24 protein-coding genes and 2 tRNA genes are annotated in these 20,374 nt (G+C 70.9%); 17 read left to right on the forward strand and 9 right to left on the reverse strand.

What is annotated here, in order from left to right; all coding sequences use genetic code 11:
- Positions 1–2 precede the first annotated feature (2 nt).
- Positions 3–182, reverse strand: a complete 180-nt coding sequence (locus tag Aiant_RS23765) for a gallidermin/nisin family lantibiotic (RefSeq protein ID WP_212846509.1) — start codon at positions 180–182, stop codon at positions 3–5.
- A gap of 244 nt (positions 183–426) precedes the next feature.
- On the opposite strand from Aiant_RS23765, the gene Aiant_RS23770 reads away from it, so the two are divergent.
- From Aiant_RS23770 to Aiant_RS23800, 7 genes are all read left to right on the forward strand, one after another.
- Positions 427–981, forward strand: coding sequence for an RNA polymerase sigma factor (locus Aiant_RS23770; RefSeq protein WP_189329070.1), 555 nt, complete (start codon positions 427–429; stop codon positions 979–981).
- A 26-nt stretch (positions 982–1,007) separates the two neighbouring features.
- Complete coding sequence (locus Aiant_RS23775; protein WP_189329071.1) at positions 1,008–1,871, forward strand: hypothetical protein; 864 nt, start codon at positions 1,008–1,010, stop codon at positions 1,869–1,871.
- 32 nt (positions 1,872–1,903) lie between these two features.
- The gene (locus Aiant_RS23780) at positions 1,904–2,449 is read left to right on the forward strand and encodes a hypothetical protein (protein WP_189329072.1); all 546 of its coding nucleotides are present in this window, start codon (positions 1,904–1,906) and stop codon (positions 2,447–2,449) included.
- A gap of 1 nt (position 2,450) precedes the next feature.
- Positions 2,451–3,242 (forward strand): hypothetical protein, encoded by a 792-nt coding sequence (locus tag Aiant_RS23785; RefSeq protein ID WP_189329073.1) that lies wholly within the window; start codon positions 2,451–2,453, stop codon positions 3,240–3,242.
- A gap of 52 nt (positions 3,243–3,294) precedes the next feature.
- A complete protein-coding gene (locus tag Aiant_RS23790) occupies positions 3,295–4,179 on the forward strand; it encodes an ABC transporter ATP-binding protein (RefSeq protein ID WP_189329074.1) in 885 nt (294 codons plus the stop codon).
- Positions 4,176–4,538, forward strand: coding sequence for a DUF2511 domain-containing protein (locus Aiant_RS23795; protein WP_212846510.1), 363 nt, complete (start codon positions 4,176–4,178; stop codon positions 4,536–4,538). Before Aiant_RS23790 ends, Aiant_RS23795 begins: the two co-directional genes overlap by 4 nt.
- Before the next feature lie 296 nt (positions 4,539–4,834).
- Positions 4,835–5,326 carry a helix-turn-helix transcriptional regulator gene (locus Aiant_RS23800; protein ID WP_189329075.1) on the forward strand — a complete coding sequence of 164 codons (492 nt, stop codon included), beginning with the start codon at positions 4,835–4,837 and terminating at the stop codon, positions 5,324–5,326.
- Between the two features lie 340 nt (positions 5,327–5,666).
- Here the strand turns inward: Aiant_RS23800 and Aiant_RS23805 are convergent, their stop codons facing one another.
- Both Aiant_RS23805 and Aiant_RS23810 read right to left on the reverse strand, forming a co-directional pair.
- Positions 5,667–6,377, reverse strand: a complete 711-nt coding sequence (locus tag Aiant_RS23805) for an ABC transporter ATP-binding protein (RefSeq protein ID WP_189329076.1) — start codon at positions 6,375–6,377, stop codon at positions 5,667–5,669.
- Between the two features lie 2 nt (positions 6,378–6,379).
- Positions 6,380–7,168, reverse strand: a complete 789-nt coding sequence (locus tag Aiant_RS23810) for a lantibiotic immunity ABC transporter MutE/EpiE family permease subunit (protein WP_189329077.1) — start codon at positions 7,166–7,168, stop codon at positions 6,380–6,382.
- A 328-nt stretch (positions 7,169–7,496) separates the two neighbouring features.
- On the opposite strand from Aiant_RS23810, the gene Aiant_RS23815 reads away from it, so the two are divergent.
- The 4 genes from Aiant_RS23815 (at position 7,497) to Aiant_RS23830 (ending at position 8,897) form a co-directional block, all read left to right on the forward strand.
- A complete protein-coding gene (locus Aiant_RS23815; RefSeq protein ID WP_189329078.1) occupies positions 7,497–7,811 on the forward strand; it encodes a hypothetical protein in 315 nt (104 codons plus the stop codon).
- Positions 7,812–7,871: 60 nt separating this feature from the next.
- Complete coding sequence (locus tag Aiant_RS23820; RefSeq protein WP_189329079.1) at positions 7,872–8,105, forward strand: hypothetical protein; 234 nt, start codon at positions 7,872–7,874, stop codon at positions 8,103–8,105.
- 67 nt (positions 8,106–8,172) lie between these two features.
- Positions 8,173–8,246 (forward strand) — tRNA-Cys (locus Aiant_RS23825).
- 51 nt (positions 8,247–8,297) lie between these two features.
- A complete protein-coding gene (locus Aiant_RS23830) occupies positions 8,298–8,897 on the forward strand; it encodes a hypothetical protein (RefSeq protein ID WP_189329080.1) in 600 nt (199 codons plus the stop codon).
- 37 nt (positions 8,898–8,934) lie between these two features.
- On the opposite strand, the gene Aiant_RS23835 is transcribed toward Aiant_RS23830, so the two are convergent.
- Positions 8,935–9,726: a S1 family peptidase gene (locus Aiant_RS23835; protein WP_189329081.1), complete on the reverse strand. Its 792-nt coding sequence runs from the start codon at positions 9,724–9,726 to the stop codon at positions 8,935–8,937.
- A 245-nt stretch (positions 9,727–9,971) separates the two neighbouring features.
- Here Aiant_RS23835 and Aiant_RS23840 point away from each other — a divergent pair.
- Positions 9,972–10,044: transfer RNA gene (locus tag Aiant_RS23840), tRNA-Arg, on the forward strand.
- Between the two features lie 44 nt (positions 10,045–10,088).
- Here the strand turns inward: Aiant_RS23840 and Aiant_RS23845 are convergent.
- Positions 10,089–11,081 (reverse strand): alpha/beta hydrolase, encoded by a 993-nt coding sequence (locus tag Aiant_RS23845; RefSeq protein ID WP_189329082.1) that lies wholly within the window; start codon positions 11,079–11,081, stop codon positions 10,089–10,091.
- 186 nt (positions 11,082–11,267) lie between these two features.
- Here Aiant_RS23845 and Aiant_RS23850 point away from each other — a divergent pair, with 186 nt between their 5' ends.
- The 5 genes from Aiant_RS23850 to Aiant_RS23870 all read left to right on the forward strand — a co-directional run bounded on the left by Aiant_RS23850 (position 11,268) and on the right by Aiant_RS23870 (position 17,882).
- The gene (locus Aiant_RS23850) at positions 11,268–11,888 is read left to right on the forward strand and encodes a TetR/AcrR family transcriptional regulator (protein ID WP_189329083.1); all 621 of its coding nucleotides are present in this window, start codon (positions 11,268–11,270) and stop codon (positions 11,886–11,888) included.
- A gap of 46 nt (positions 11,889–11,934) precedes the next feature.
- A complete protein-coding gene (locus tag Aiant_RS23855) occupies positions 11,935–14,511 on the forward strand; it encodes an MMPL family transporter (protein ID WP_189329084.1) in 2,577 nt (858 codons plus the stop codon).
- Positions 14,508–16,679 (forward strand): YhgE/Pip domain-containing protein, encoded by a 2,172-nt coding sequence (locus Aiant_RS23860; protein ID WP_189329085.1) that lies wholly within the window; start codon positions 14,508–14,510, stop codon positions 16,677–16,679. Before Aiant_RS23855 ends, Aiant_RS23860 begins: the two co-directional genes overlap by 4 nt.
- A 100-nt stretch (positions 16,680–16,779) precedes the next feature.
- Positions 16,780–17,430: a DUF4232 domain-containing protein gene (locus tag Aiant_RS23865; RefSeq protein WP_189329086.1), complete on the forward strand. Its 651-nt coding sequence runs from the start codon at positions 16,780–16,782 to the stop codon at positions 17,428–17,430.
- Positions 17,431–17,513: 83 nt separating this feature from the next.
- Positions 17,514–17,882: a nuclear transport factor 2 family protein gene (locus tag Aiant_RS23870; RefSeq protein WP_189329087.1), complete on the forward strand. Its 369-nt coding sequence runs from the start codon at positions 17,514–17,516 to the stop codon at positions 17,880–17,882.
- A 9-nt stretch (positions 17,883–17,891) separates the two neighbouring features.
- Here Aiant_RS23870 and Aiant_RS23875 read toward each other — a convergent pair whose 3' ends face one another.
- The 4 genes from Aiant_RS23875 to Aiant_RS23890 all read right to left on the reverse strand — a co-directional run bounded on the left by Aiant_RS23875 (position 17,892) and on the right by Aiant_RS23890 (position 20,191).
- A complete protein-coding gene (locus Aiant_RS23875; RefSeq protein ID WP_189329088.1) occupies positions 17,892–18,374 on the reverse strand; it encodes a MarR family winged helix-turn-helix transcriptional regulator in 483 nt (160 codons plus the stop codon).
- Entirely contained in the window at positions 18,371–18,838 is a 468-nt protein-coding gene (locus tag Aiant_RS23880) for a deaminase (protein ID WP_189329089.1), read from the reverse strand. Before Aiant_RS23880 ends, Aiant_RS23875 begins: the two co-directional genes overlap by 4 nt.
- Positions 18,835–19,491, reverse strand: a complete 657-nt coding sequence (locus tag Aiant_RS23885) for a GTP cyclohydrolase II (protein ID WP_189329090.1) — start codon at positions 19,489–19,491, stop codon at positions 18,835–18,837. Before Aiant_RS23885 ends, Aiant_RS23880 begins: the two co-directional genes overlap by 4 nt.
- Before the next feature lie 100 nt (positions 19,492–19,591).
- Positions 19,592–20,191: a pyridoxamine 5'-phosphate oxidase family protein gene (locus Aiant_RS23890; RefSeq protein ID WP_189329091.1), complete on the reverse strand. Its 600-nt coding sequence runs from the start codon at positions 20,189–20,191 to the stop codon at positions 19,592–19,594.
- Between the last annotated feature and the right edge of the window lie 183 nt (positions 20,192–20,374).

Below are 20,374 nucleotides of genomic sequence, written 5' to 3' on the forward strand. Positions count from 1 at the left end.
TGTCAGCAGCAGAAGCTGCACTGCGAGCCGCCACCCGCGCTGGTGCAGCCCGGGGTGCACAGCGAGACGCTGGTGATCATCGGCGACGCGGTGGTCATCTCGATGTTCACGTCGACGTCCAGGTCGAACAGGTCGTCCACGGTGATGTCGGTCTGCGGCTTGGTGATCAGGTCGATGGACAAGGTGTTCCTCCTTGATCGGGTCCCGGGATGGGACCGTGCGGTGGTTGGGGGCCGGTGAACCGTTGTGCTCCCCGGCCGAGACCCACCAGACCAGTTCCCGCCGCGATCAGGCAATCGATGAGCGCAACTGTGGCAGGAACGGCAGGGGCCGTGACAGGCCGTACGGAAGCCCGCGGACCGGGGCCGGCGAAAGAGATTGCGTCCGTTGTGAACCTCGGCGCCCCCGCCTGCTACACACAATCGTGTGGAGCAAGACGAGATGCTGATGAGCGCGGTCGCCGGCGGTGATCAGGACGCCCTGCGGGTGCTGTACGAACGGCACGCCGCGGTGATGCTGCGACTCATCCGCCGGCTCACCCAGAATCAGGGCGTCGCCGAGGAGTGTCTGCAGGAGAGCTGGCTGGCGGTGTGGCAGTCGGCTGCCACCTTCCGCGGCGAGGCACCGGTGCGCAGCTGGCTGCTGGGGGTGGCCCGGCGGCAGGCCCACAACCGGCTGCGCAAGGCGAGCCTGACCACGGTGGAGCTCAACGACAGCACCGACGCGGCGGACACCGCCCCGGGCGTCGAGGAGCAGGTCCTGGCGCAGGCCCGTGCCGAGCAGGTGGCCGACGCGATCCGTGACCTGCCCGAACATTTGCGCGAGGTGCTGGTGCTGGTGCTGGTGGAGGAATTGCCGTACCAGGAAGTCGCTGCCGCCCTGGACATCCCGGTCGGCACCGTCAAGAGCCGCATGTCGCATGCCCGTAAGCGGCTGGCAGCCGTACTGACGACCGTCTCGGAGAGAGTTGGCGAACGATGACTCACCTCGCCTTTGAGCAGCTCACGATGGCTGGGCAGGCGTCGGACGCGGCGGCTGCCGCCCACCTGAGCGAGTGCGCGCAGTGCCGGCAGCAGGCATCCGCCTGGACCAAGCTGGCCACCGCCACCCGGGTCGCCGCCGACGAGATGACCGGCCCGGTCGCGGTCCCCGGTTTCGACGCCCTGCTGGGCGGGATGCTGCCGGCCCGGCCGGCCGCGCAGCCTGTCCCGGTGGTGCGGCCCGGCTTCGGTACGTCCTGGCGGCTGGCCGGTTCGCTGGTGGCCGCGCAGTGGCGGCTCGTGCCGCGCAGCCTGCTGCCGCTGACCGCCGCCGGACTCGCCGCCGCGGTCGCGGTCGCCGCGGCGACCCGCGTGCCGGAGACCGCCAACCGGTTGTTCGCCTCGGTGGTCACCCTGGTGATCCTGCTCAGCGTCACCGTGGCCTGCTCCCGGCGCAGCGACCCGCGGATGGAGCTGCCGTTCACCCTGCCGGTCTCGCCGAGCGCGGTGTTCGGCGCCCGGCTGGTCCTGGCCCTGCTGAGCAGCCTGACCATGGCATTGGCCGCGTCCGCCGGTGCGGCCGCCGCCGGCGCCGGGGCCGGCATGGCGGCGATCGTGTCCGGTTGGCTCGGGCAGGCGCTGCTGGCCAGCGCGGCCGCGGTGGCGGTGACGGTGTGGCGCTCGGCGGCGTGGGGAGCGGTCACCGGCGCGGCGCTGTGGCTGACCGGCTCGGTGCTCACCATGCCGGGCGGGGTGCTGGCCGAACGCCTGCAGCCGGTGGTGTCGCAGATCTGGGGAACCACGCCGTGGACGCTGGTCGCCTCGGCCGCCCTGATCGCGGTGGCGCTGCGGGCGATGAAATCTCCGCAACTCGAGCCCTCTGTGGCGTGAACCTTCGCCGCCCCGGCCGCTACCTACTAGGCATGGACGGGTGGTTGCTCTGGTGGTACGACACGCGGCGGTGCGGTCGGCAGCTGTGCGTGCTGCTGGCCGTCACCGCCGCGTTGTGGTTCACCGCCCCGCTGGTGTACTGGGGCTCCTGGCTCACCGCCGCTCTGGTGCCGCTGGCCGCGGCACTGTGCGCGGCCGCGATCGTCGCCCGTGAGCCGTTGGCCGAACTGCACCTGAGCCTGCCGACCTCGCTGGCCCGCACCCTCGGCCGCCGGCTGATCCTGCTGACCGGGCTGCTGCTGGCGGCCACCACCCTGCTGGCGGTCCGCGACTACGTGTGGGCCACCGCCGCGCTGCTGATCGCCACTGCCGCGTACACGGCGGTGGCGACCCGCTCGGTGAGCACCGCCTCGACCGCGGTGTTCGGTGTCTGGCTCGGCAAGCTGCTCGTCGTCGACCGGATGCTGCCCGGCGGCCTGCAACCGGTGCCGCTGCTGGTCGCCGCGGCGGGCTTGATCCTGCTGACCGTGCTGCGGCTGCGCGACGGCGAGGCCCTCATCCACCAGGAAGGTGAATGACATGACGCTGCTCCCGACCGCGGTGACCGGCACCCTGCGCTACGAGACCCGGCTGGTGATGCGCCGCCGCGGACTGTGGCTGTCGCTGATCCCGCTGACGATGCTGATGCTGCTGCTGGTCCTGGTGTCGCAGAAGGTGGCCGGCCTGGCGGACCCGGTCGCCCGGATCGGCACCACCGCGCTCGTGCTGAGCATCTTCGGTACCCCGGGCGTGGCCGTCACCCTCACCGACCGGTTCGCCGTCATGCGGCGTCAGGGCATCGCCGACCTGCTCGACGCCACCCCGGCCGGCAGCGGCACCCGGATGCTGGGCACCCTGGCCGGTCCGCTGGCGGTGGTCCTGGCCCCGGCGGCGCTGATGCTGATCCTGCTGGGTGTCTGGTGGAGCATCACCGCGGCGACCCCGGCGCCGCTGCTGGCCGCCGCCGCTGCCGTGCTCACCGTGATCCTGCCCGGCGCGCTGGCGCTGACCAGCCTCGCCGCCCTGCTCGGTCTGCTGCTGCCCGCGGTCGTGGCCCGCGTCATCGTGGTCGTCACATGGTTCTGGGCGACCGTGTTGACCCCGTCACTGGTGCCGGTGCCGACCATCACCGGCAGCCTGCTGTCCCCGGCCGGCGGGTACCCGGCCGCCGGCTGGCTGCACGCCGACCCCGTCTGGGCCCACCGCTTCCACGACGGCCCGCTGAGCCCGGCCGTCACCGGCCCGGCGATCCTGGCCAACCTCGCCCTGGTCCTGCTGCTGGCCGCGGCCTTCTTCACCATTGCCCGGCTGGTGGCCGGCCGGCGGCCATGACCGGCCGGCCTCAGTCCGCCACATCCGGCACATCCGGGATCGGAGCACACTGATGAACGTCACGATCGAGAACCTGTCGAAGGACTACAAGGGCGGTCACCGGGCCCTCGACGGCATCGACCTGACCGTCGGCACCGGCATGATCGGGCTGCTCGGCGCCAACGGCGCCGGCAAGACCACCCTGATGCGGATTCTCGCCGGCGTCCTGCGTCCCACCTCCGGACGGATCACGATCGGCGGTCACGACCTCGCGACCTCCGCCGGGCGCACCGCCGTCAAACGGATGCTCGGCTACCTGCCGCAGGAACTTCCCCTGTACACCGGACTGACCGGCCGTGAGTTCCTCGACTACATCGCCCTGCTCAAAGGCATCGACGACAAGGGCGCCCGGCGTCGGCAGATCGACCTGCTGCTCGACCGGGTCGGGCTCAGCGACCAGGCGAACCGGCGCATCGGCGGCTACTCCGGCGGCATGAAACGCCGCATCGGCATCGCACAGACCCTGCTCGGCGACCCGCGCCTGATCATCGTCGACGAACCCACCAGCGGCCTCGACCCCGAAGAACGCATGCGTTTCCGTACGCTTCTGGCCAGCCTCGGCGGGGACCGGACCGTCCTGCTGTCCACCCACATCCTGGCCGATGTCGCGCAGAGCTGCCCCCAGGTGGCCGTGCTCAACACCGGCCGGCTGGTCTATTTCGGCAGCACCACCGGACTGACCGACGCCGCCGAGGACCGGACTTATCTGGTGCACTCCGACGGGCCGGCGCCGGAGGGCTGCACCGTGGTCAACGCCACCACCACGGCCACGGGCACCGAGTACCGCATCGTCGGCGACCCGCCCCCGGCCGGCGCCCGCCGTGTGGAACCCACCCTCGAAGACGGCTACGTGGCACTGCTGCAAACCCATCGCGAGACTCAGGAGACCCACCGATGATCAAGACCACCATGGTGACCGCCGCTGCTGCGACCGTGCTGCTGGCCGCGGCCGGCTGCGGCGCCGGCACCCGTGACGCCGATCCCGCCGTGCCGCTGCCGGCGCCGAGCTCGACCACCCAGCAGGTCGCCGCCGAGAACTTCGGGCACCTCTGGCCGCTGTCGGTCGATCACGGGACCATCGAGTGCCGCCCCGGCACCCAGGCCGTCTTCGTCACCGCCGACGGCACCGAGTACGCGCTCAACGGCAAAGCCGAACAGGCCGGGATCCGCAGCGTGGACGACATCCGCGCCCAGGGCAGCGGCGCCGGCGACGTCAGCACGGGCGCCCTGCTCACCCAGGCCATGAAACTGTGCTGACATAATCGGCAATAAAATCACACATTCGTTGAGATCAGCAGCAGCGAATATCGCTCATTTACGATAAGATTCGTCAAGAAGGGTAAGCGAGGATCGCGGATCCTCAAAGCTGTAAATTGTGCGAAACGGGGGAAGTTTCGTTGAGCGGCACAGTCAGAGTGCGCATACACAACGGGCTTCGGGGAATCATTAACGAGGGTCAGGAACCATTCGATGACCTCGATGTGTTCTTCGAATTCGTAGATCCGCAATCCTTGCCTCAGCCCGGCGGTGACCCGTGGCCGATCTTCGTGCCGGTGACCAACGAGTTCCAGGCCGAGTTCGTGCACACGATCCGGCAGAGCGCCTGCATGACGCCGATCATCGCGATCGTCAACGACGTCAACGGCTACCAGACGTACATGGCCATCAAGCACGGCGCCACCTGTGTCTTCAACATTATGGTGCCGGCCGACAAGCAGGCCGACTCGCTGCGCTCGGTGCTGTTCAGCGCCGGGCAGCCGGCCCTGGCGCGGGTGCCGCAGCCCCGCGCCGGCCTGGTCGCCCTGCCGACGGCGGACAGGCAGCCGCGGCAGGTGCTCTCCGACCTGGGCCGCGAGGAGCGCGCGCTGCTCAAGCTGCTGTGCGGCAACGACACCATGTCGGTGATCGCCAAGAGCTTCTACTGCTCGGAACGCTCCATCTACCGCCGGGTCCGCCAGCTCTACGACCGTTTCGAGGTCCCCGGCCGTACCGAACTGCGCGTGGTGCTCGCCGAGACCACCCACCGGGTGCACCCCGCCGCGTGATCCTCCCAGCCCTGCGGTGACCCTTCGCGGTCCCGCAGGGTTTGTCGTGCCCCCATCGCGTCGAGCCACGTTCACGAACCGGCATCGAGCTTCTCATGTCTGACATGGGCAGCGGCTCCGGCGGAGCTTCGTGGCGCACTGGTTCAGTCACCGGCTTCCGTGTTCAGTGTTGCCGTCCGCGTGGACCGTGAAGAGATCCGGTCCATGGGTACAGCCCCCCATCGGCACCGCCGCACCCGTGACCACCCCGGCGCGGCCGCCTCGTGGTGAGCTCGGCCGCAGACGCGGCAAAGGCGGTGCTCAGAGGAGGAATCTGAGCACCGCCTGCCTCACTGCGCGGTCAGCGGACCCCTGCGCCGGCCACCTCGACCAGCTGGAAGAAGCCAGCCTCGAGATCACCACCGGCGGCCAACCCTTGCAGTGAGCCCTCATAGCGGGTCCGGCCCGCCACGACCACGCCGACCCGGTCGCAGATCTGCGCGATCTCCGACAGCTGGTGGCTGGAGATCAGGACCGTGGTGCCGGCCGCGGCCAGGGACCGGATGATCCCGCGCATCTCCCGGACCCCGATCGGGTCGAGACCGTTGGTCGGTTCGTCGAGGATCAGCAACCGCGGGTCGGCCAGCAGCGCGATCGCGATGCCCAGGCGCCAGCGCATGCCGAGCGAGTACTTCGCCACCCGCCGGTGCCGCACCTCGCCGAGCTGCACCTGGTCGATGACGGTCTCGATGCGCTCCAGCGGCACCCCGCGCAGCTTCGCGTGCAGGCGCAGGTGGGTCACCGCGTCCAGGTGCGACCACAGCCCGGGCATCTCGATCAGCGCGCCGACCTGCGCCAGCAGCGCCCGGCTGTGCGGCTCACCGAACAACGTGATGGACCCGCTGGTCGGCCGCTGCAACCCGAGCACCGTCTTCATCAGCGTCGTCTTACCGGCCCCGTTCGGGCCCAGCAGACCGTAGATCTCGCCCTCGCGCACCGCCAGGTCGACGCCGTCGAGAGCGTGGTGCGCGCCGTAGTGCTTGTGCAGATTCTTGATGTCCAACGCGAGCACGGTCAGACCTCCTTACGGGTCATCAGACGGCCACCGGCCAGCAGCACCAGCACGAGGACCACGACAGAGAGCGCCACCGCCACCGGGATGGCATGTCCGGACGAGCCGCCGCCCGGCAGCGGGATACCGTTCGTGCCGACCCCGGCCACCGACTGCAGGATGCGCATCGGCCAGCTGAACGGCACGGCGAACCAGAACGACTTGTCGGCCACGATCAGGCCGCCGAACATGCCGACCACCCCGACCGCGATGCTGGGACCCAGGCCCCAGGCGGCCGCGACCAGGACCGCGATACCGGTCGTGGCCAGGCCCACCAGCCAGGGCAGGAACGCCGCCCCGGCCGCCAGCCCCACCGCGTCGGCCAGCTGGCCGTTGATCGCCGCGGCCAGCAGCAGCATGGCGAACAGCACGACACTGGAGACCAGGCCGAGCAGCGACAGCGCCGCCACCTTGCCGGTGAAGTACCGGTGCCGCGGCACCGCGTACGACAGCATCAGTCGCCAGGAGTCCTGATCGGAGCGGATCGACAACGCCGCAAGCAGGCCGGCGCTCATCGGCACCAACATTCCCCAGAGGTTCAGCGTGGAGGTGCTGAACACCTTCCAGGTGTGCTCGCCGGGCCCGTCCGGGGCGAACAGCGACCCCATGAACAGCGGGACGGCGATCACGACGGGCGCGAGCAGCGCGTACCAGGCGATGAATCCACGGCGCAGCCGTGTCAGCTCGGTACTGGTCACCACCCAGACCGACGGGTTGTCCCGCCGTCCTCGCAGGGCTGCAGAAGCGGTCATCACGAACTCACTTTCCGGTACGCAAGAAACGGTGTCGGCATGTACGTAGCCGGCCGCACGGCACAGGTTCACGGATTCTCGGAACAAAGAATCCTTATGGCAGGGACCTGCCGCCCGACGCCCCGATCACCCGCCCGACGCCGACCCCGATAAGGCGAGGTGAATACGGCGAAAAGCTGCCGCCGGGCGCTGACACGGGACTGCCAGTAAACCTGTCAGCAGATGCGAATGCGGCGATTGGTCTGCAATGGTCATCGGCATCGAGCAAGCCGTACGGGAAGCCGAGCGAAAAGGCCCCGGCGGCCTCATCCACCAGCACGGAGGAACCATGAAGATGCGTCGCGCCGCCGTCATCGCCATCGCCGCGTTCGCGTTCACCGGCATCGGTGCCCCGGCCGCCATGGCCAGCACCACCACGTCCGCCGGCGCCGCGGCCGCGGCCACCGACGTGAGCATCCTGCGGACCTACCACGCCACGGTGCAGTGCCAGATCGTCCGGATCAGCGACAACAACGTCGTCGCCTACGAGCGGGCGGACGGCAGCGGCAACACCGAGCAGGCGGCCAAACTGGACGCCGAGCGCAACATCCCCGTCCCGCAGGGTCACTACAAGCGCCACTGCGACGTCAAGCGCCGGTGGTGACCGCTGCGGCACACCACGCAAGGCGGTAACCACGCCTTCGTCCCAGGCAGGAGAACCGGCATGCCGGAAGACGCAGACATCTGGGAAGTACGACTGGGCATCTACGCCACCGAGCAACAGGCGGAGACCATCAAGGAACAGATCACCAGACTCCTCTGCCCCGACCCCGACCACGCGCCACCCTGCCCCGTGCCCTGGACCGTCCAGCTCCTCTCCCGGTCGGCACTTGACGATGCTGACACGTACGCGGAACTGGTCGAACAGGCAGAAGTGGAGCGCCGTCTCCACCCGTAAGCGAGGCTTCACCGCCTCATGGCGGCGCCCGCCGGTTCCCCCGTGCCGGCGGGCGCTCCACCACCCCGGTCGTATGCCCGAGTGGTCAGGGAGCCGCCTGCAAAGCGGCCTACGCCGGTTCGAATCCGGCTACGACCTCCAGCACCGTCTTCACCGTCCATCTGCCGTCACCGTCAGTGAAACGATGGAGCAATGCTCTGGCCAGTCCTACTCAACACTGCTCCGCGCGACACCCCGTGGGCACTGGGTGAACGGGTCTCGACCCGCCTCAGATGGCTCGATGATCCCGATCTCCCCGAGGATCTGGTGCTGCACCAGAGGGTCGTGCGGGCCAGCCCACTGCTCGATGCCGGCGGACAGCCCTGGGCGCATCTTGTCGAGGCCGGCGACCTGCGCGCGGTCCGGGACGGCGATCATCGGGCGGGTGATGTCGCGCTCGACGGATGCCTGAGCTTCGACGCCTTCCTGAGGATCATCGGCGATCTGCCCGCCACGGTTGGCATCGTCCGGCGAGTCCGAGTTATTCATGACCTGCACGATCGCGGCATCAGCGAGTGGATCCGCCGGCCCGGGGCCGTGCGCCTGACCGACGTTCCCGATGCCTGCCCCAGCCGCCTGCGCGACGAACCGCCTCTCGGCGAACCCGTGCCAGACGATGGGGACCCCGCGCCCGGCACCCTGCAGATCATGAGCCCCGAAGAGTACTTCTCGCTGGCCGGCGACCGGCTGCCCGCGGAGCAGTGGCAGGCCCGGCGCTTCCTCGTCGACTTGGAGATCGCCGGGCCTGCTTGAGTTCGGGCTGCTTCGATTCGAGCCGCCGGGCTGTCGGCTACCGAGCGGTGGCGGGCACGCGCGTTTTGACAACGGCGAGGATCCAATTGGCGATGTTGTCGGTGCGGGCGCCGTTTTCGACGCCGGTGTGGGGACAGCTGGGCCCGTTGCTGTCCACCGCGATCAGGACGGGACGGCCGTGGCCGTGTTCGAGGAAGATCGGTGCGCCGGAGTCGTACGGACAGGGGGTGGTGTCCGGGTGCGGGGCATACCCGGTCAGGCCGGTGACCGCGTCGGTCAGTGAGACGACGCTCATCTGCCCGGTCCGCAGCCAAGTGACCGGTGCCGGGTTGACGCTGGTGGTCGAGCCGTAGCCGGTTACCCGCACGATGGCGCCGATGGCGGGCGGCTTGCGCCCCAGGCGGATCGGCTTGATGTCGCGGACCGGGGTCTCCAGCATCGCGAGGGCAACGTCGGCGGTCGGGGACTGCCGCACAGCGACGATTTTGATTTCGTGCCCGACGTCGGTCTGGGTGAGGTCGGTGCGCCCGACGGTTGCGGTGGTCAGGTCGGCCACCGGGTATTCGACCCGGACGTTGTCGAAGGTCCGGAAGCAGTGCCCGGCGGTGATCACCCATCGTGGTGCGATGAGCGCGCCGGAACAGGCGCTGTTGCGTCGTCCGCCGTCCGCGGTCGGGATACCGGTCATGGTCAGTTTCACCGAGAAGGCGTACTGGCCGAGGGGGACGAGGTCGCCGTTGGCGATCGCCGCGGCGGGCGTGGCCGTGACCGCCAGCCCTGCCGCCGCCGAAAGCAGCGTGATGACGGCGCTGATGATGGTTTTCCGCATCGCTCGCTTCCCTGGACACCGCTAGCTCGACTTAGATGGACGTCAATGGAGTGTAGCGGTGGCCCGAAGGGGCCGCCATCCGCAGTCGGTCACCGATGGTCACGCGATGGTGGGCCAGCCCTCGTGGTGGCGCTGTCCGCCCTGCGATCCGTCTGCCGGATCCTCCCGCCGACGGCACCGCTGGTCAGCGCTGGGTGTTATCGGGTGCGGGTGGTCGCCGCTGGTCAGGTAACATCACGACTTGCGCCCTCGTAGCTCAGGGGATAGAGCGACGGTTTCCTAAACCGCAGGTCGTAGGTTCGATTCCTACCGGGGGCACCTCTACGGCGCGTGCGGCTTGCGGCTCCATGAAGGCGGCTCCGTCAGCGGCCGGGCAAGCCGGAAGCGGCCCGCACGAAGGACTCGATCACCGCATATGTCGGGTGGTCGGCGTCCGCGGTCAGGGGCTTGCCGACGTGGCGGACCGTGGCCGGGGCGTGGTCCGGGGAGACGATGTCGCGGTTGTGGCCGACCCCCGGGACCGTGTAGAAGGTCGTCGGCACCGCGGCGGTGGTCAGGGCATCGAAGAGCAGTTCGCTCTGGTGCAGCGGCACCAGGCCGTCCTCGGTGCCGTGGATGATCAGGACCGGTGGGGCCGCCGGGGTCAGGCGGGCGATCGGATCGGCCGCGGCGACCCGGGCCGGGCAGGTCAGGATCGGGCAGCCGAGCAGCGAGGACTCCGGTGAGAGCGGTGAGGCGTGGCAGGCGTCCAGGTGGAACGCCGCGTTGAACGACGAGCATGCGCCGGGCAGCATGTGCGCGTCCATCTGGCCGAAGTCGATCGGGGCGTACAGGTCGACCACGGCGCGCACGCCGGTGCCGGTGAAGCCGGCCATCAGGGCGGTCCAGCCGCCCGACGAGTCGCCCAGCACGGCGATCCGGTCCGGGTCGAACTCGTAGCGGGCGGCGTGGGCGCGCAGCCAGCGGATCGCCGCCTGGACGTCATTCACCTGGGCCGGGAAGAGCGCCTGCTGGCTGGAGCGGGTGGACACGCCGGCGACCACGAAACCGTGCGAGGTGAAGTAGGGGACGAGCGCCGGGGCGTAGCCCTTGCCGTCGTCGGCGAGCCAGCCGCTGCCGCCCATCACGATCAGCAGGGGGTGCGGGGCGGTGGCCGATTCCGCCGGTAGGTAGAGATCGAGCAGGTGGCCGCGGGTGCCGGCCGGCTGCGCGGGGGCGTAGGCGAGCTCGCGGAACACCCGGGGCGGGCGGGTGGCCGCGGCGGTCGGTGGTGGACCGGCGGCGACCAGCACCGTGAGGGTGGCGACCAGGGCCGCGGTCAGTGCGAGGAGACGGGAAAGCGGTCGGTTGATCATGAGGGCTCCCCGGCACGGATCCACGGTGTCGAGCCGATGGTCACCTACGGTGACAACCCCACGATCCGTGATGCGGGCCGGGCGCGGAATCCCCCGGGCCGGTTACCCCGCCCCACCGAACGGCACGGGTCAATAGCCGTACCGGTGCCGCCAGAAGTCGCGAAACGCGGCACTACTCTGTGCGACATGCCAGCCAAACGCCGCGACGCCGAGGCGAACCGGGACCGGATTCTGCGAGCGGCCCAGGACCTGCTCTCCCGCAACCCGACGGCCAGCATGGACGACCTGGCCCAGGCCGCCGGCGTGGTCCGGCGGACCGTGTACGCCCACTTCCCGACCCGGGACGCGCTGCTCGACGGCCTCTCCGACAAGGTCTCCGGGCACCTGCTCGGCGCACTCGGCGGCACCGACCGTTCGGGGCTCGACCCGGAGGTCGCCCTCGCCGACTTCGCGCTCACCGTGTGGACCGTCGGCGCGGAGTACCGGCTGCTGATGACCCTGGCCGACGCGGATCTGGGCAGCGTGTCGCGGCTGCACGAGCTGCTCGCCCCGATCCGCGCGCAGGGCGTGGAGCTGCTGGTCCGTGGCCGGGCGAGCGGCCGGTTCGCCACCCACCTGCCGCCCGAGCTGCTGACGCTGGCTCTGCAGGGGATGACCCTGTCGATGATCCAGGCGGTGAACGACGGCGTCTGGTCGGACGACGGCGTCGCGGTCGCCACCGGGGTGCTGATCGCGGCGGGACTGCCGCTCAAGGCCGCGGAGGAGGCCGTGGCGCAGGCGCGGAATCTGAAAGTTGCACACGACTGAGCAATAACGCTAACCTGCACGCACCTGTGCAGGTTAGGGGCTCGCCGTGTCTTCCGCGCTTCACCGCTTGGCCGTCTCCGTGGTCCGCCATCGCGGCCGCACCCTGGTCGCCTGGCTGCTCGCCCTGCTGGTGCTGGCCGGCGGCGGGCTGCTGATCGCCCGCGGCACCGACGACGCCTTCACCATCCCCGGCTCCGAGTCGCAGCAGGCCCTGGACACCCTCAAGCGGGTCTTTCCCGAGGTCAGCGGCTCCTCCGCGCAGCTCGTGATCACCGGGGTGGATCCGGTCGAGGCCCGGAAACCGATCACCGACGCGGTAGCCGAGGCCACGCGGGTCGACCAGGTGATCACGGTGATCTCGCCGTTCGACGAGCGATTCAAAGGCAACCGCACCGGTCGCGCGGCGATCATCACGGTTCAGTTCGACGTCGCCTTCATGGACGTCAAGCCGGCTACCAAGGCCGCCGTCGACAAGATCGGCAAGGATCTGCAGAACGAGATCCGGGGCGCGAGGGTCAGAGTCGGCGGGGACGCCTACGCCGACCGGGTGCCGAAGCCCAGCCCGGTCGAGGGGCTCGGCCTGGTCGTCGCGCTGATGGTCCTGCTGATCACTTTCGGCTCCCTGGTCGCGGCCGGCTTGCCGCTGCTCACCGCGATCCTCGGGGTCGGGCTCTCGGTCGGCCTGCTCTACGGCGCCACCCGGGTGATCACCGTCCCGTCCACCGCGGTCACCCTGGCGATGATGCTCGGCCTCGCGGTCGGCATCGACTATGCGCTGTTCATCCTGTCCCGGCACCGCGACCAGCTCCGGGACGGCCTGCCGGTCGCCGACTCGATCGCCCGGGCGACCGCCACGGCCGGCTCGGCGGTCGTCTTCGCCGGCCTGACCGTGGTGATCGCCCTGGTCGGGCTGGTGGTGGCGGACATCCCGTTCCTCACCACGATGGGACTGTGCGCGGCGGTGGCCGTGGCGATCGCCGTACTGATAGCCGTCACCCTGATGCCGGCGCTCCTGTCACTGGCCGGCGAACGCCTGCGGCCGCGAGGCCGGAAAAAGCCGCAAGGCCGGAAGAAGCCGCGCAAGCGGCAGATCGATGTCTATGCGCGCTGGGTCGCGGTGGCGACGCGCCGGCCGGTGATCACCATCGTGACGCTGCTGATCGGGCTCGGCGCGCTCGCGCTGCCGGCCACCGAGCTGCGGCTGGCGCTGCCGGACGGGGCGAGTGAGGCGCCGGGCAGCGCGGCCCGGCAGACCTACGACGCGATCACCGCGGAGTTCGGGCCGGGCTACAACGGTCCGCTGCTGGTCACCGCGGACATCATCGCCTCGCACGACCCGGTCGGGCTGATGAACCGGCTGGGCGCGGAGATCGCGAAGGTGCCCGGGGTGGCGCTGGTGCCGATCGCCACGCCGAACCCCAAGGCCGAGATCGGCATCGTGCAGGTGATCCCGGCCAGTGCGCCGGACTCGCCGGACACCGTCGCGCTGGTCGCCCGGCTGCGCGCCCTGGAGCCGCACCTGCGCGCCGAATACGGCGTGCCCACCGCGGTCACCGGCATCACCGCGGTCGGCGTGGACGTGTCGGCGCGGCTCGGCGGCGCGCTGGTGCCGTTCGGGATCCTGGTGGCCGGGCTGTCGCTGGTGCTGCTCACCATGGTGTTCCGGTCGATCGCGGTGCCGATCAAGGCGACCGTCGGCTACCTGCTCTCGGTCGGCGCGGCGTTCGGGGTGACCGCGCTGGTCTTCCAGCGCGGCTGGCTGGCCGGCGAGCTGAACGTGGCGCACACCGGCAGCGTGATCAGCTTCCTGCCGATCATCCTGATGGGTGTCCTGTTCGGACTCGCGATGGACTACGAGGTCTTCCTGGTCTCCCGGATCCGCGAGGAGTACGTGCACACCGGCGACGCCCGGCACGCGATCGGCGCCGGGTTCCGGGCCTCCGCGCCGGTCGTGGTGGCCGCCGCCGCGATCATGTTCGCCGTCTTCGCCGCGTTCGTCCCGGAGAGCGCCGCGACGGTCAAACCGATCGCGCTGAGCCTGGCCGTCGGCGTCTTCGTGGACGCGTTCCTGGTCCGGATGACGCTGGTCCCGGCGGTGCTGGCGCTGCTCGGCGACCGGGCCTGGTGGCTGCCGCCGCGGCTGGACCGGGTCCTGCCGTCGTTCGACGTGGAGGGCGAGGGCGTCACCCGGGAACTCGCCCTGGCCGACTGGCCGGAACCGGGCGCCACCGACGTGGTCGCCACCGACCAGGTGCGCATCGGGCCCGGCGAGATCGTCACCGTGGTGGGCGACCAGAAGGCGGCGAGCGCCTTCCTGCTCGCCGTCGGCGGCCGGGCCACCAGCGTGCCGGGCCGGATGAAGACGCTCGGGCGGGTCCTGCCGCAGCGCGCTTCCGAGGTACGCGACGAGGTCGTCCTGATCCGCCGCCCGGACCCCGCCGAGATCCTGGCGGCCGCCGCCGTGACGCCGCCGCTGCTGCTGATCGACGGCTTCGACCGGGTGCCCGACCGCGCGGCGGTGCTGGCCGGCCTGCGGGCCGCGGTCGACCGCGGCAGCACGGTCCTGGTGACCGGTTCCGGTCACGATCCCCAGATCCCGACGAGCATCAAGGTGTCCGCATGACGAAGAAGTGGATCGGGGCGCTGCTCGTGCCGCTGCTGGCCGTGACCGCGCTGCTGGCCGCCTTCCACGACCCGGCCGCCCGGCTGGCCACGGTGACCGCCGCGATCGTCAACGGCGACGAGCCGGTCGAGCGTGCCGGGCAGACCATCCCGCTCGGCCGGGAACTGGCCGCCAAGCTGGTCGCGCACACCGGCGACAACTACACCTGGGTGCTCACCGACGCGGACGACGCCGCGGCCGGGCTCGACTCCGGGAAGTACGCGGTCGCGGTCACCATCCCGGCGAACTTCTCCCGCGCCGCGATCTCCACCGGCAACGCCGAGCCGGCGACAGCGGAGCGGGCCCGGGTGGACGTGACCTCCTCCCGTACGTCGAACGGGTTTGATCCGGTGATCAGCCGGACCCTGACCGACGCCGCGGTCGCGACCCTCAATCAGACCGTGGTCGAGACCTACCTGGACAACGTCTACCTGGGCTTCGGCAAGATGCACGACCAGCTCGGCGAGGCCGCGGACGGCGCCGGCAAGGTGTCCGACGGCGCGAGCCGGGTCGCCGACGGCAACAACCGGCTGGTGATCGGGCTCGGCCGGCTCGCCGCCGGCAGCGGCGCGCTGGCCGACGGCACCGACCAGCTCAGTGCCGGTGCGTCCACTCTGGCCGGTGGGACGGCACGGCTCCGCGACGGCGCCGGCACGCTGGCGACCGGAACCGGGCAGCTCGCCGCAGGCGCCTCCCGCCTGGCCGACGGCGCCGACCAGCTCGCCGGCGGCACGAAGCAACTGGCCGACGGCCTCACCACGCTGCGCAGAGGCACCGCCGAGCTGCCCGCGCAAACCCGGGCGCTGGCCGACGGCGCGCGGCAGGTCGCCGACGGCAACCAGCGGCTCGCGGACACCGTCGTGCCGATCGCGAACCAGGTGGTGACCGGTATCGATCGGCTCCCCGATCTCACCTCGGCGGCGCGGCAGGCCCGCGAGCTGGCTGATCAGTGTCAGACACCGGCGGACGTGTGCGCGCAGCTGCGCGAGGCCGCCGACCGGCTCGTCGACGCCAGCGGCGACGCCGAGTCGGCCAAGTCCGGGGTCCGCGCCAAGGTGGTCGAGGTCCGCGACGGGATCACCGATCTGGCCGACGGCGCGCAGCGGGTCGCCGACGGCGCCGACCGGCTCGCCGACCGCACCCCGCAGCTGGCCGGCGGGATCAAGCAGGCCGCGACCGGCGCGGTCACCGTGCACCACGCGGCCGGGCAGCTCGCGGACGGGGCCGGCGAGCTCCGGACCGGTGCCGGGAAGGCGGCGAGGGGTGCGGCCGCGCTCCGCGACGGCGCGCGGCGGCTGGCCGGGGGAGCGGACGACCTCGCGGCCGGCGCGCGGGACGCCGCCTCCGGCGCCGATCAACTGACGTCCGGCGTACGGCAGGCCGGCGCCGCCGGACGCCACCTCGCCGACGGGTCGACCCAGCTCGCCGGCGGCGCGTCCGACCTGGCCGGCGCCCTGGACGACGGCCGTGCCCAGGTGCCGACCTACTCGGCCGCGGAACGGGAGCACCTGCGCGCCGTCGCGGCCACCCCGATCGCCGCCACCGGACACGGCTTCGGCGACCTGGGCGGGCTCGCCGCCGGTCCGATCGTGGTGCTCGTGCTCTGGCTGGGCGCGCTGCTGCTGCCCTATCGGGGCCGCGACCCGCTCACCTGGCGCGGCCCGACCTGGCGCCTCGCGATGATCAATTTCAACCCCCTGCTTCGGTACGCCCTGGGCCAGGCTCTCGTGGTGACCGCGGCCGCCGAGGTGTTCCTGCGTCTCGGCCCGTGGCGGCTGCTCGCCCTGCTGGCCGTCGACGGGCTGATCGCGGTCGTGTTCGCGCTGGTGGTGCAGGCCCTGGTGGTCGGGTTCGGCGCGACCGGCCGGCTGCTCGGCGTGGTGGTGCCGGTGATCGCGCTGGCCACCGTCGTGGTCTCCGGGGTGCCGGGGACGCTCGCCACGGTGGCGAGCTACCTGCCGACGTACGGTCCGGTGTTCGCGGTGCGGGCGTTGACCGCGCACGGCGGGGCGGCCGGGTCGGGGATCGCGCTGACGGCCGGCTGGCTGCTGATCGGGGTGCTCGGGGTGCTGTGCGCCACGGCGTATCGGCGGACGGTTCGGATCGTGCCGGTTCTCGCCGTGGCCTAGATGTCACGCCGTGGCACGAAGATGGGATGGAGGCGTTCCCAGGTTTCCCTAGTGTTCGGGGTGGTCCTGTTGATCCATCTCAGACCTTGAGGAATCCACGATGAACTGGCGTCCCGTTCTCGCTGTCCCGGCCGTAGCGGTTGCCGCGCTGGTCGCGCTGACCGCCTGCAAGCAGGACACCGTGGCGGCTCCGGCTGCCCCGGCCGCGTCCACGACTCCGACGGCGGAGGCCGCGCCCACGACCACCACTAAGGCCAAGAACGCCGGCACGACGCCGAAGAAGACGACGACGAAGACGTCGACGCCGACCAGCGACCCCGGCGACCCGGACGCGCCCACCTGCGCCACCGCCGACTTGAAGATCACGGTCGACGACGCGGACGGCGCCGCCGGGCACAGCATCGCCCCGGTGCACTTCCGCAACACCGGAGCGGACTGCTGGATCGAGGGTTACCCGACGGTCGTCACCGGCGACGGCGCCACGGCCGCGAAGACCCCGAACGGTTACGGCGGCGGCCTCGCCGACAGCACCGGCGAGCCCTCGCCCTACCTGCTGAAGAAGGGCGAGACGGCGTCCGCCGTGATCGAGGCGCTGAACGCCAACCCGGACGGCACCGCCTGCCAGCAGATCACCAGCATCCGGGTCAGCCCGCCGAAACAGCGCGACTCGGTCAAGCTCACCTGGTCCGGCGGGTGCGCCGAGTTCCAGGTCCACCCGGTCATCCGCGGCCGCACCGGCCAGGAGGGCTGACCGGGAAACGCCGACAGCACGGTGTCGCCGCGTCCTCGCAGGATGGGTTCAGCAGCGTTTCCCACGAGCGAGGAGAACGAAGCATGTCGCGTGCCGACGAACTGGCCGATGCCTGGGTCGCCTTCTGGAACGGCGACCTCGGGCGGGCCGGGACACTGCTGACCGACGACTTCCGGATCCACTTCGGCGGCGGCGACGAGGCCGCGCTGGCCGGCGACGAGGTCCGCGGACCGGCCGCGATGTCCGCCTATGTCGAGGACTTCCGCAAACAGCGCGAGGGACCGCGGTTCTCCCTCGACGAACCGCCGATCGCCGGGGACCGGGGCTTCGTCATGCGGTGGAGCGTGCGGCGGCCCGGCGTGCACCGCGGCGGGATCGACCTGCTGCACGTGACCGGCGACCGGATCGCCGAGGTGTGGTCGGTCACCGGCGAGCGCGCCTTCGCCGCCTGAGGGGTCCGATCAGGCGGTGACCGCGGGGAGGATCTTGCCGGTGATCTCCCGGAGCTGGTCGACCTCGGCCGGCGAGAGGTGGTCGAAGATCAGCCGGCGGACCTCGGCGACGTGGCCCGGGGCCGCCGCCGCCAGCACCGCCATGCCCTCGTCGGTGAGCGAGGCGATCTGACCCCGCTTGTCGAAGGCGCACGCCTTGCGGGCCATCCAGCCGCGCTGCTCCAGGCTCGCGACCGCGTGCGACAGGCGGCTGGTGGTGGTGCCCACCATCCGGGCCAGGTCGGTCATCCGCATCGACCGGCCCGGAGCGCCGCTGAGCGTCGCGAGGATCTGGTAATACGCGTGAGGGATGCCGGCGTCGTCGCGCAGCTGCCGGTCGAGCGCGCTCGGCAGCAGCATCAGCAGCTGGGTGAGATTCAGCCAGGCGGCCATCTCGGGGCTGCTCAGCCAGTCCGGCTCCGGGTGGGCGGTCACGACGGCATCCTGAATCATGTCGTTTGCATCCCCATGACGTGGGCGTTGATGTCCCGTACCGCGTCGCCCAGGTCCGGAACCTCGAGCACCTCGATGCCGTGCGCCTGGAGCGTCTCCACCCCGGTGCAGTCGGCGAAGTGCAGCGGCTCGCGCAGCGCCAGCACCACCCGGCGGATGCCGGAGGCGAGGATCAGCTCGGTGCACGAGACCGGGCGGGACTTGCGGGTGGTGCACGGCTCCAGCGAGGTGTAGATCGTCGCTCCGGCCAGGTCGAGGCCGCGCCCGGCCAGCTTGGCGAGCGCCTCCTCCTCGGCGTGGAAGTGCGGGTCGGTCTCCCCGGTGTAACCGGTGGCCATCGGGTTGCCGGCCGCGCCGACCACCACCGCGCCGACCGCGTAGTGCGTCGGCGACGGCGGGGAGAGCCGGGAGAGGTCGATGGCCGATCGCGTCCAGAAGCGGTCGGCATCGGTGTAAGACGTCATGCGGCACCGGTCAGGTCGAGGGTGTGCGCGGTGTGGTCGCGCTTGGCAGCAAGGTACCGGGCGTTCGCTTCGGACAGGTGAACTCCCGTGCGGATCTGCTCCGTCACCTCGACGCCGAGGTCGCCGAGCTGGCCCGCCTTGTCCGGGTTGTTGCTGAGCAGGCGGATCCGGTCGACGCCCAGGGCGAGCAGCATCTGCGCGGCGGCGGTGTAGTCCCGCTCGTCCTCGCCGTGCCCGAGCGCCAGGTTCGCCTCGTAGGTGTCCAGGCCGGTGTCCTGGAGCGCGTAGGCGTCGAGCTTCGCGTACAGCCCGATGCCGCGGCCCTCCTGGCGCAGGTAGAGCAGGATGCCGCCCTGCTCGGTGATCCGCTCGGCGGCCTCGCGCAGCTGCGGGCCGCAGTCGCAGCGCTGGCTGCCGAAGACGTCCCCGGTGAGGCACTCGCTGTGCGGGCGGACCAGGGGGTTCGTCGCCGTGCGCCAGTCGCCGAGGCCGAGGGCCAGGTGCTCGCGCCCGTCGGCGAGGCCGATGAAGGTGAACACCTCGGCGGTGGTGCGGTAGCCGTCCGGGAACTCCAGTGGCACCGTGACGCGGGTGCGGACTCGTGCCTCCGGAGGACTCACGCGCGCCGTCTCCCGGCCGATCGTCACCGTCATGGCCAACCCCCATGGTTGTTGAAGTTTCACCAACACTATTCGCCGGTTGCTCTTGAAACTTCAACAACGAAAGGAGTGGGTTACATCACGATCGAATCACTCAACTCACTCGGCGCGCATCTTCCTGCGTGGGCAGGGGGCGGGTTGCCGGGTCCGGAATGAAGTAGTCGCTCTTCTTGATGCGCTGTTCCGACTCCGGGAGCCGGCCACGCTGCCGGGGGATCTTCACCATCCGGGGAATGTGCTTCGCGCAGTGGATGTAGGCCTCGTGCACCCGGACGACCACCCACAACCGCGCCCGCAACCCCGGTGGCGTGCCCGCCCGCTCGTCCGGGTCCTCGACGATCTCCGCGGTGCCGTTCACGTGCAGGCCGATGACCTCCCGGAAGTCGATGAAGAGCAGCCCGACCTGGGCGTTCTCGGTGATGTTGCCGAGGCTCGCCAGTACCCCGTTGCCCCGGTACTCCGGCCAGCTGAGGCGCTCGTCGTCGAGCACCCGGACGAATCCGGGCGGGCCGGCCCGGAACGTGTTGTCGCACGCGCCGGAGCGGTCTGCCGTGGCCAGGAACATCATCTCCTGCCGGCCGATGAAGTGGCGCATCCGATCGTTGAGGCGGGGCAAGGTCTGCCGCGCGGCGAAGGCGTCGGCCCGCTCCCGAGTGCCGAGTTGATCCTGAAGCTGTCGTTCACCGTCGTTCATGATGGCCCCTCTGCCGCCCGGACACCGACGCCCCGTTCGGAAGAGTGTCAGAGAGTAGCCGCCTGATCGCACAGCGTTGCAACTTGCATCTATTGCCGTCTATTGTGGCTGATCGCGCGGTGGATGTGCCGCATCGTCGCAGCGCTCGGGCCCGAGACCACGGCGCCGTGATCCGCGACCGGG

Source organism: Actinoplanes ianthinogenes, assembly GCF_018324205.1.
Lineage (GTDB): Bacteria > Actinomycetota > Actinomycetes > Mycobacteriales > Micromonosporaceae > Actinoplanes > Actinoplanes ianthinogenes.

Excerpts from the sequence above, each read along its gene's own strand:
- Aiant_RS23835 (WP_189329081.1), bottom strand. The coding sequence starts at position 9,726 with ATGCGGAAAACCATCATCAGCGCCGTCATCACGCTGCTTTCGGCGGCG.
- Aiant_RS23875 (WP_189329088.1), bottom strand. The coding sequence starts at position 18,374 with ATGATTCAGGATGCCGTCGTGACCGCCCACCCGGAGCCGGACTGGCTG.
- Aiant_RS23870 (WP_189329087.1), top strand. The coding sequence starts at position 17,514 with ATGTCGCGTGCCGACGAACTGGCCGATGCCTGGGTCGCCTTCTGGAAC.
- Aiant_RS23775 (WP_189329071.1), top strand. The coding sequence starts at position 1,008 with ATGGCTGGGCAGGCGTCGGACGCGGCGGCTGCCGCCCACCTGAGCGAG.
- Aiant_RS23890 (WP_189329091.1), bottom strand. The coding sequence starts at position 20,191 with ATGAACGACGGTGAACGACAGCTTCAGGATCAACTCGGCACTCGGGAG.
- Aiant_RS23810 (WP_189329077.1), bottom strand. The coding sequence starts at position 7,168 with ATGACCGCTTCTGCAGCCCTGCGAGGACGGCGGGACAACCCGTCGGTC.
- Aiant_RS23820 (WP_189329079.1), top strand. The coding sequence starts at position 7,872 with ATGCCGGAAGACGCAGACATCTGGGAAGTACGACTGGGCATCTACGCC.
- Aiant_RS23795 (WP_212846510.1), top strand. The coding sequence starts at position 4,176 with ATGATCAAGACCACCATGGTGACCGCCGCTGCTGCGACCGTGCTGCTG.
- Aiant_RS23790 (WP_189329074.1), top strand. The coding sequence starts at position 3,295 with ATGAACGTCACGATCGAGAACCTGTCGAAGGACTACAAGGGCGGTCAC.
- Aiant_RS23865 (WP_189329086.1), top strand. The coding sequence starts at position 16,780 with ATGAACTGGCGTCCCGTTCTCGCTGTCCCGGCCGTAGCGGTTGCCGCG.
- Aiant_RS23880 (WP_189329089.1), bottom strand. The coding sequence starts at position 18,838 with ATGACGTCTTACACCGATGCCGACCGCTTCTGGACGCGATCGGCCATC.
- Aiant_RS23845 (WP_189329082.1), bottom strand. The coding sequence starts at position 11,081 with ATGATCAACCGACCGCTTTCCCGTCTCCTCGCACTGACCGCGGCCCTG.
- Aiant_RS23860 (WP_189329085.1), top strand. The coding sequence starts at position 14,508 with ATGACGAAGAAGTGGATCGGGGCGCTGCTCGTGCCGCTGCTGGCCGTG.
- Aiant_RS23830 (WP_189329080.1), top strand. The coding sequence starts at position 8,298 with ATGCTCTGGCCAGTCCTACTCAACACTGCTCCGCGCGACACCCCGTGG.
- Aiant_RS23850 (WP_189329083.1), top strand. The coding sequence starts at position 11,268 with ATGCCAGCCAAACGCCGCGACGCCGAGGCGAACCGGGACCGGATTCTG.
- Aiant_RS23780 (WP_189329072.1), top strand. The coding sequence starts at position 1,904 with ATGGACGGGTGGTTGCTCTGGTGGTACGACACGCGGCGGTGCGGTCGG.
- Aiant_RS23885 (WP_189329090.1), bottom strand. The coding sequence starts at position 19,491 with ATGACGGTGACGATCGGCCGGGAGACGGCGCGCGTGAGTCCTCCGGAG.
- Aiant_RS23815 (WP_189329078.1), top strand. The coding sequence starts at position 7,497 with ATGAAGATGCGTCGCGCCGCCGTCATCGCCATCGCCGCGTTCGCGTTC.
- Aiant_RS23785 (WP_189329073.1), top strand. The coding sequence starts at position 2,451 with ATGACGCTGCTCCCGACCGCGGTGACCGGCACCCTGCGCTACGAGACC.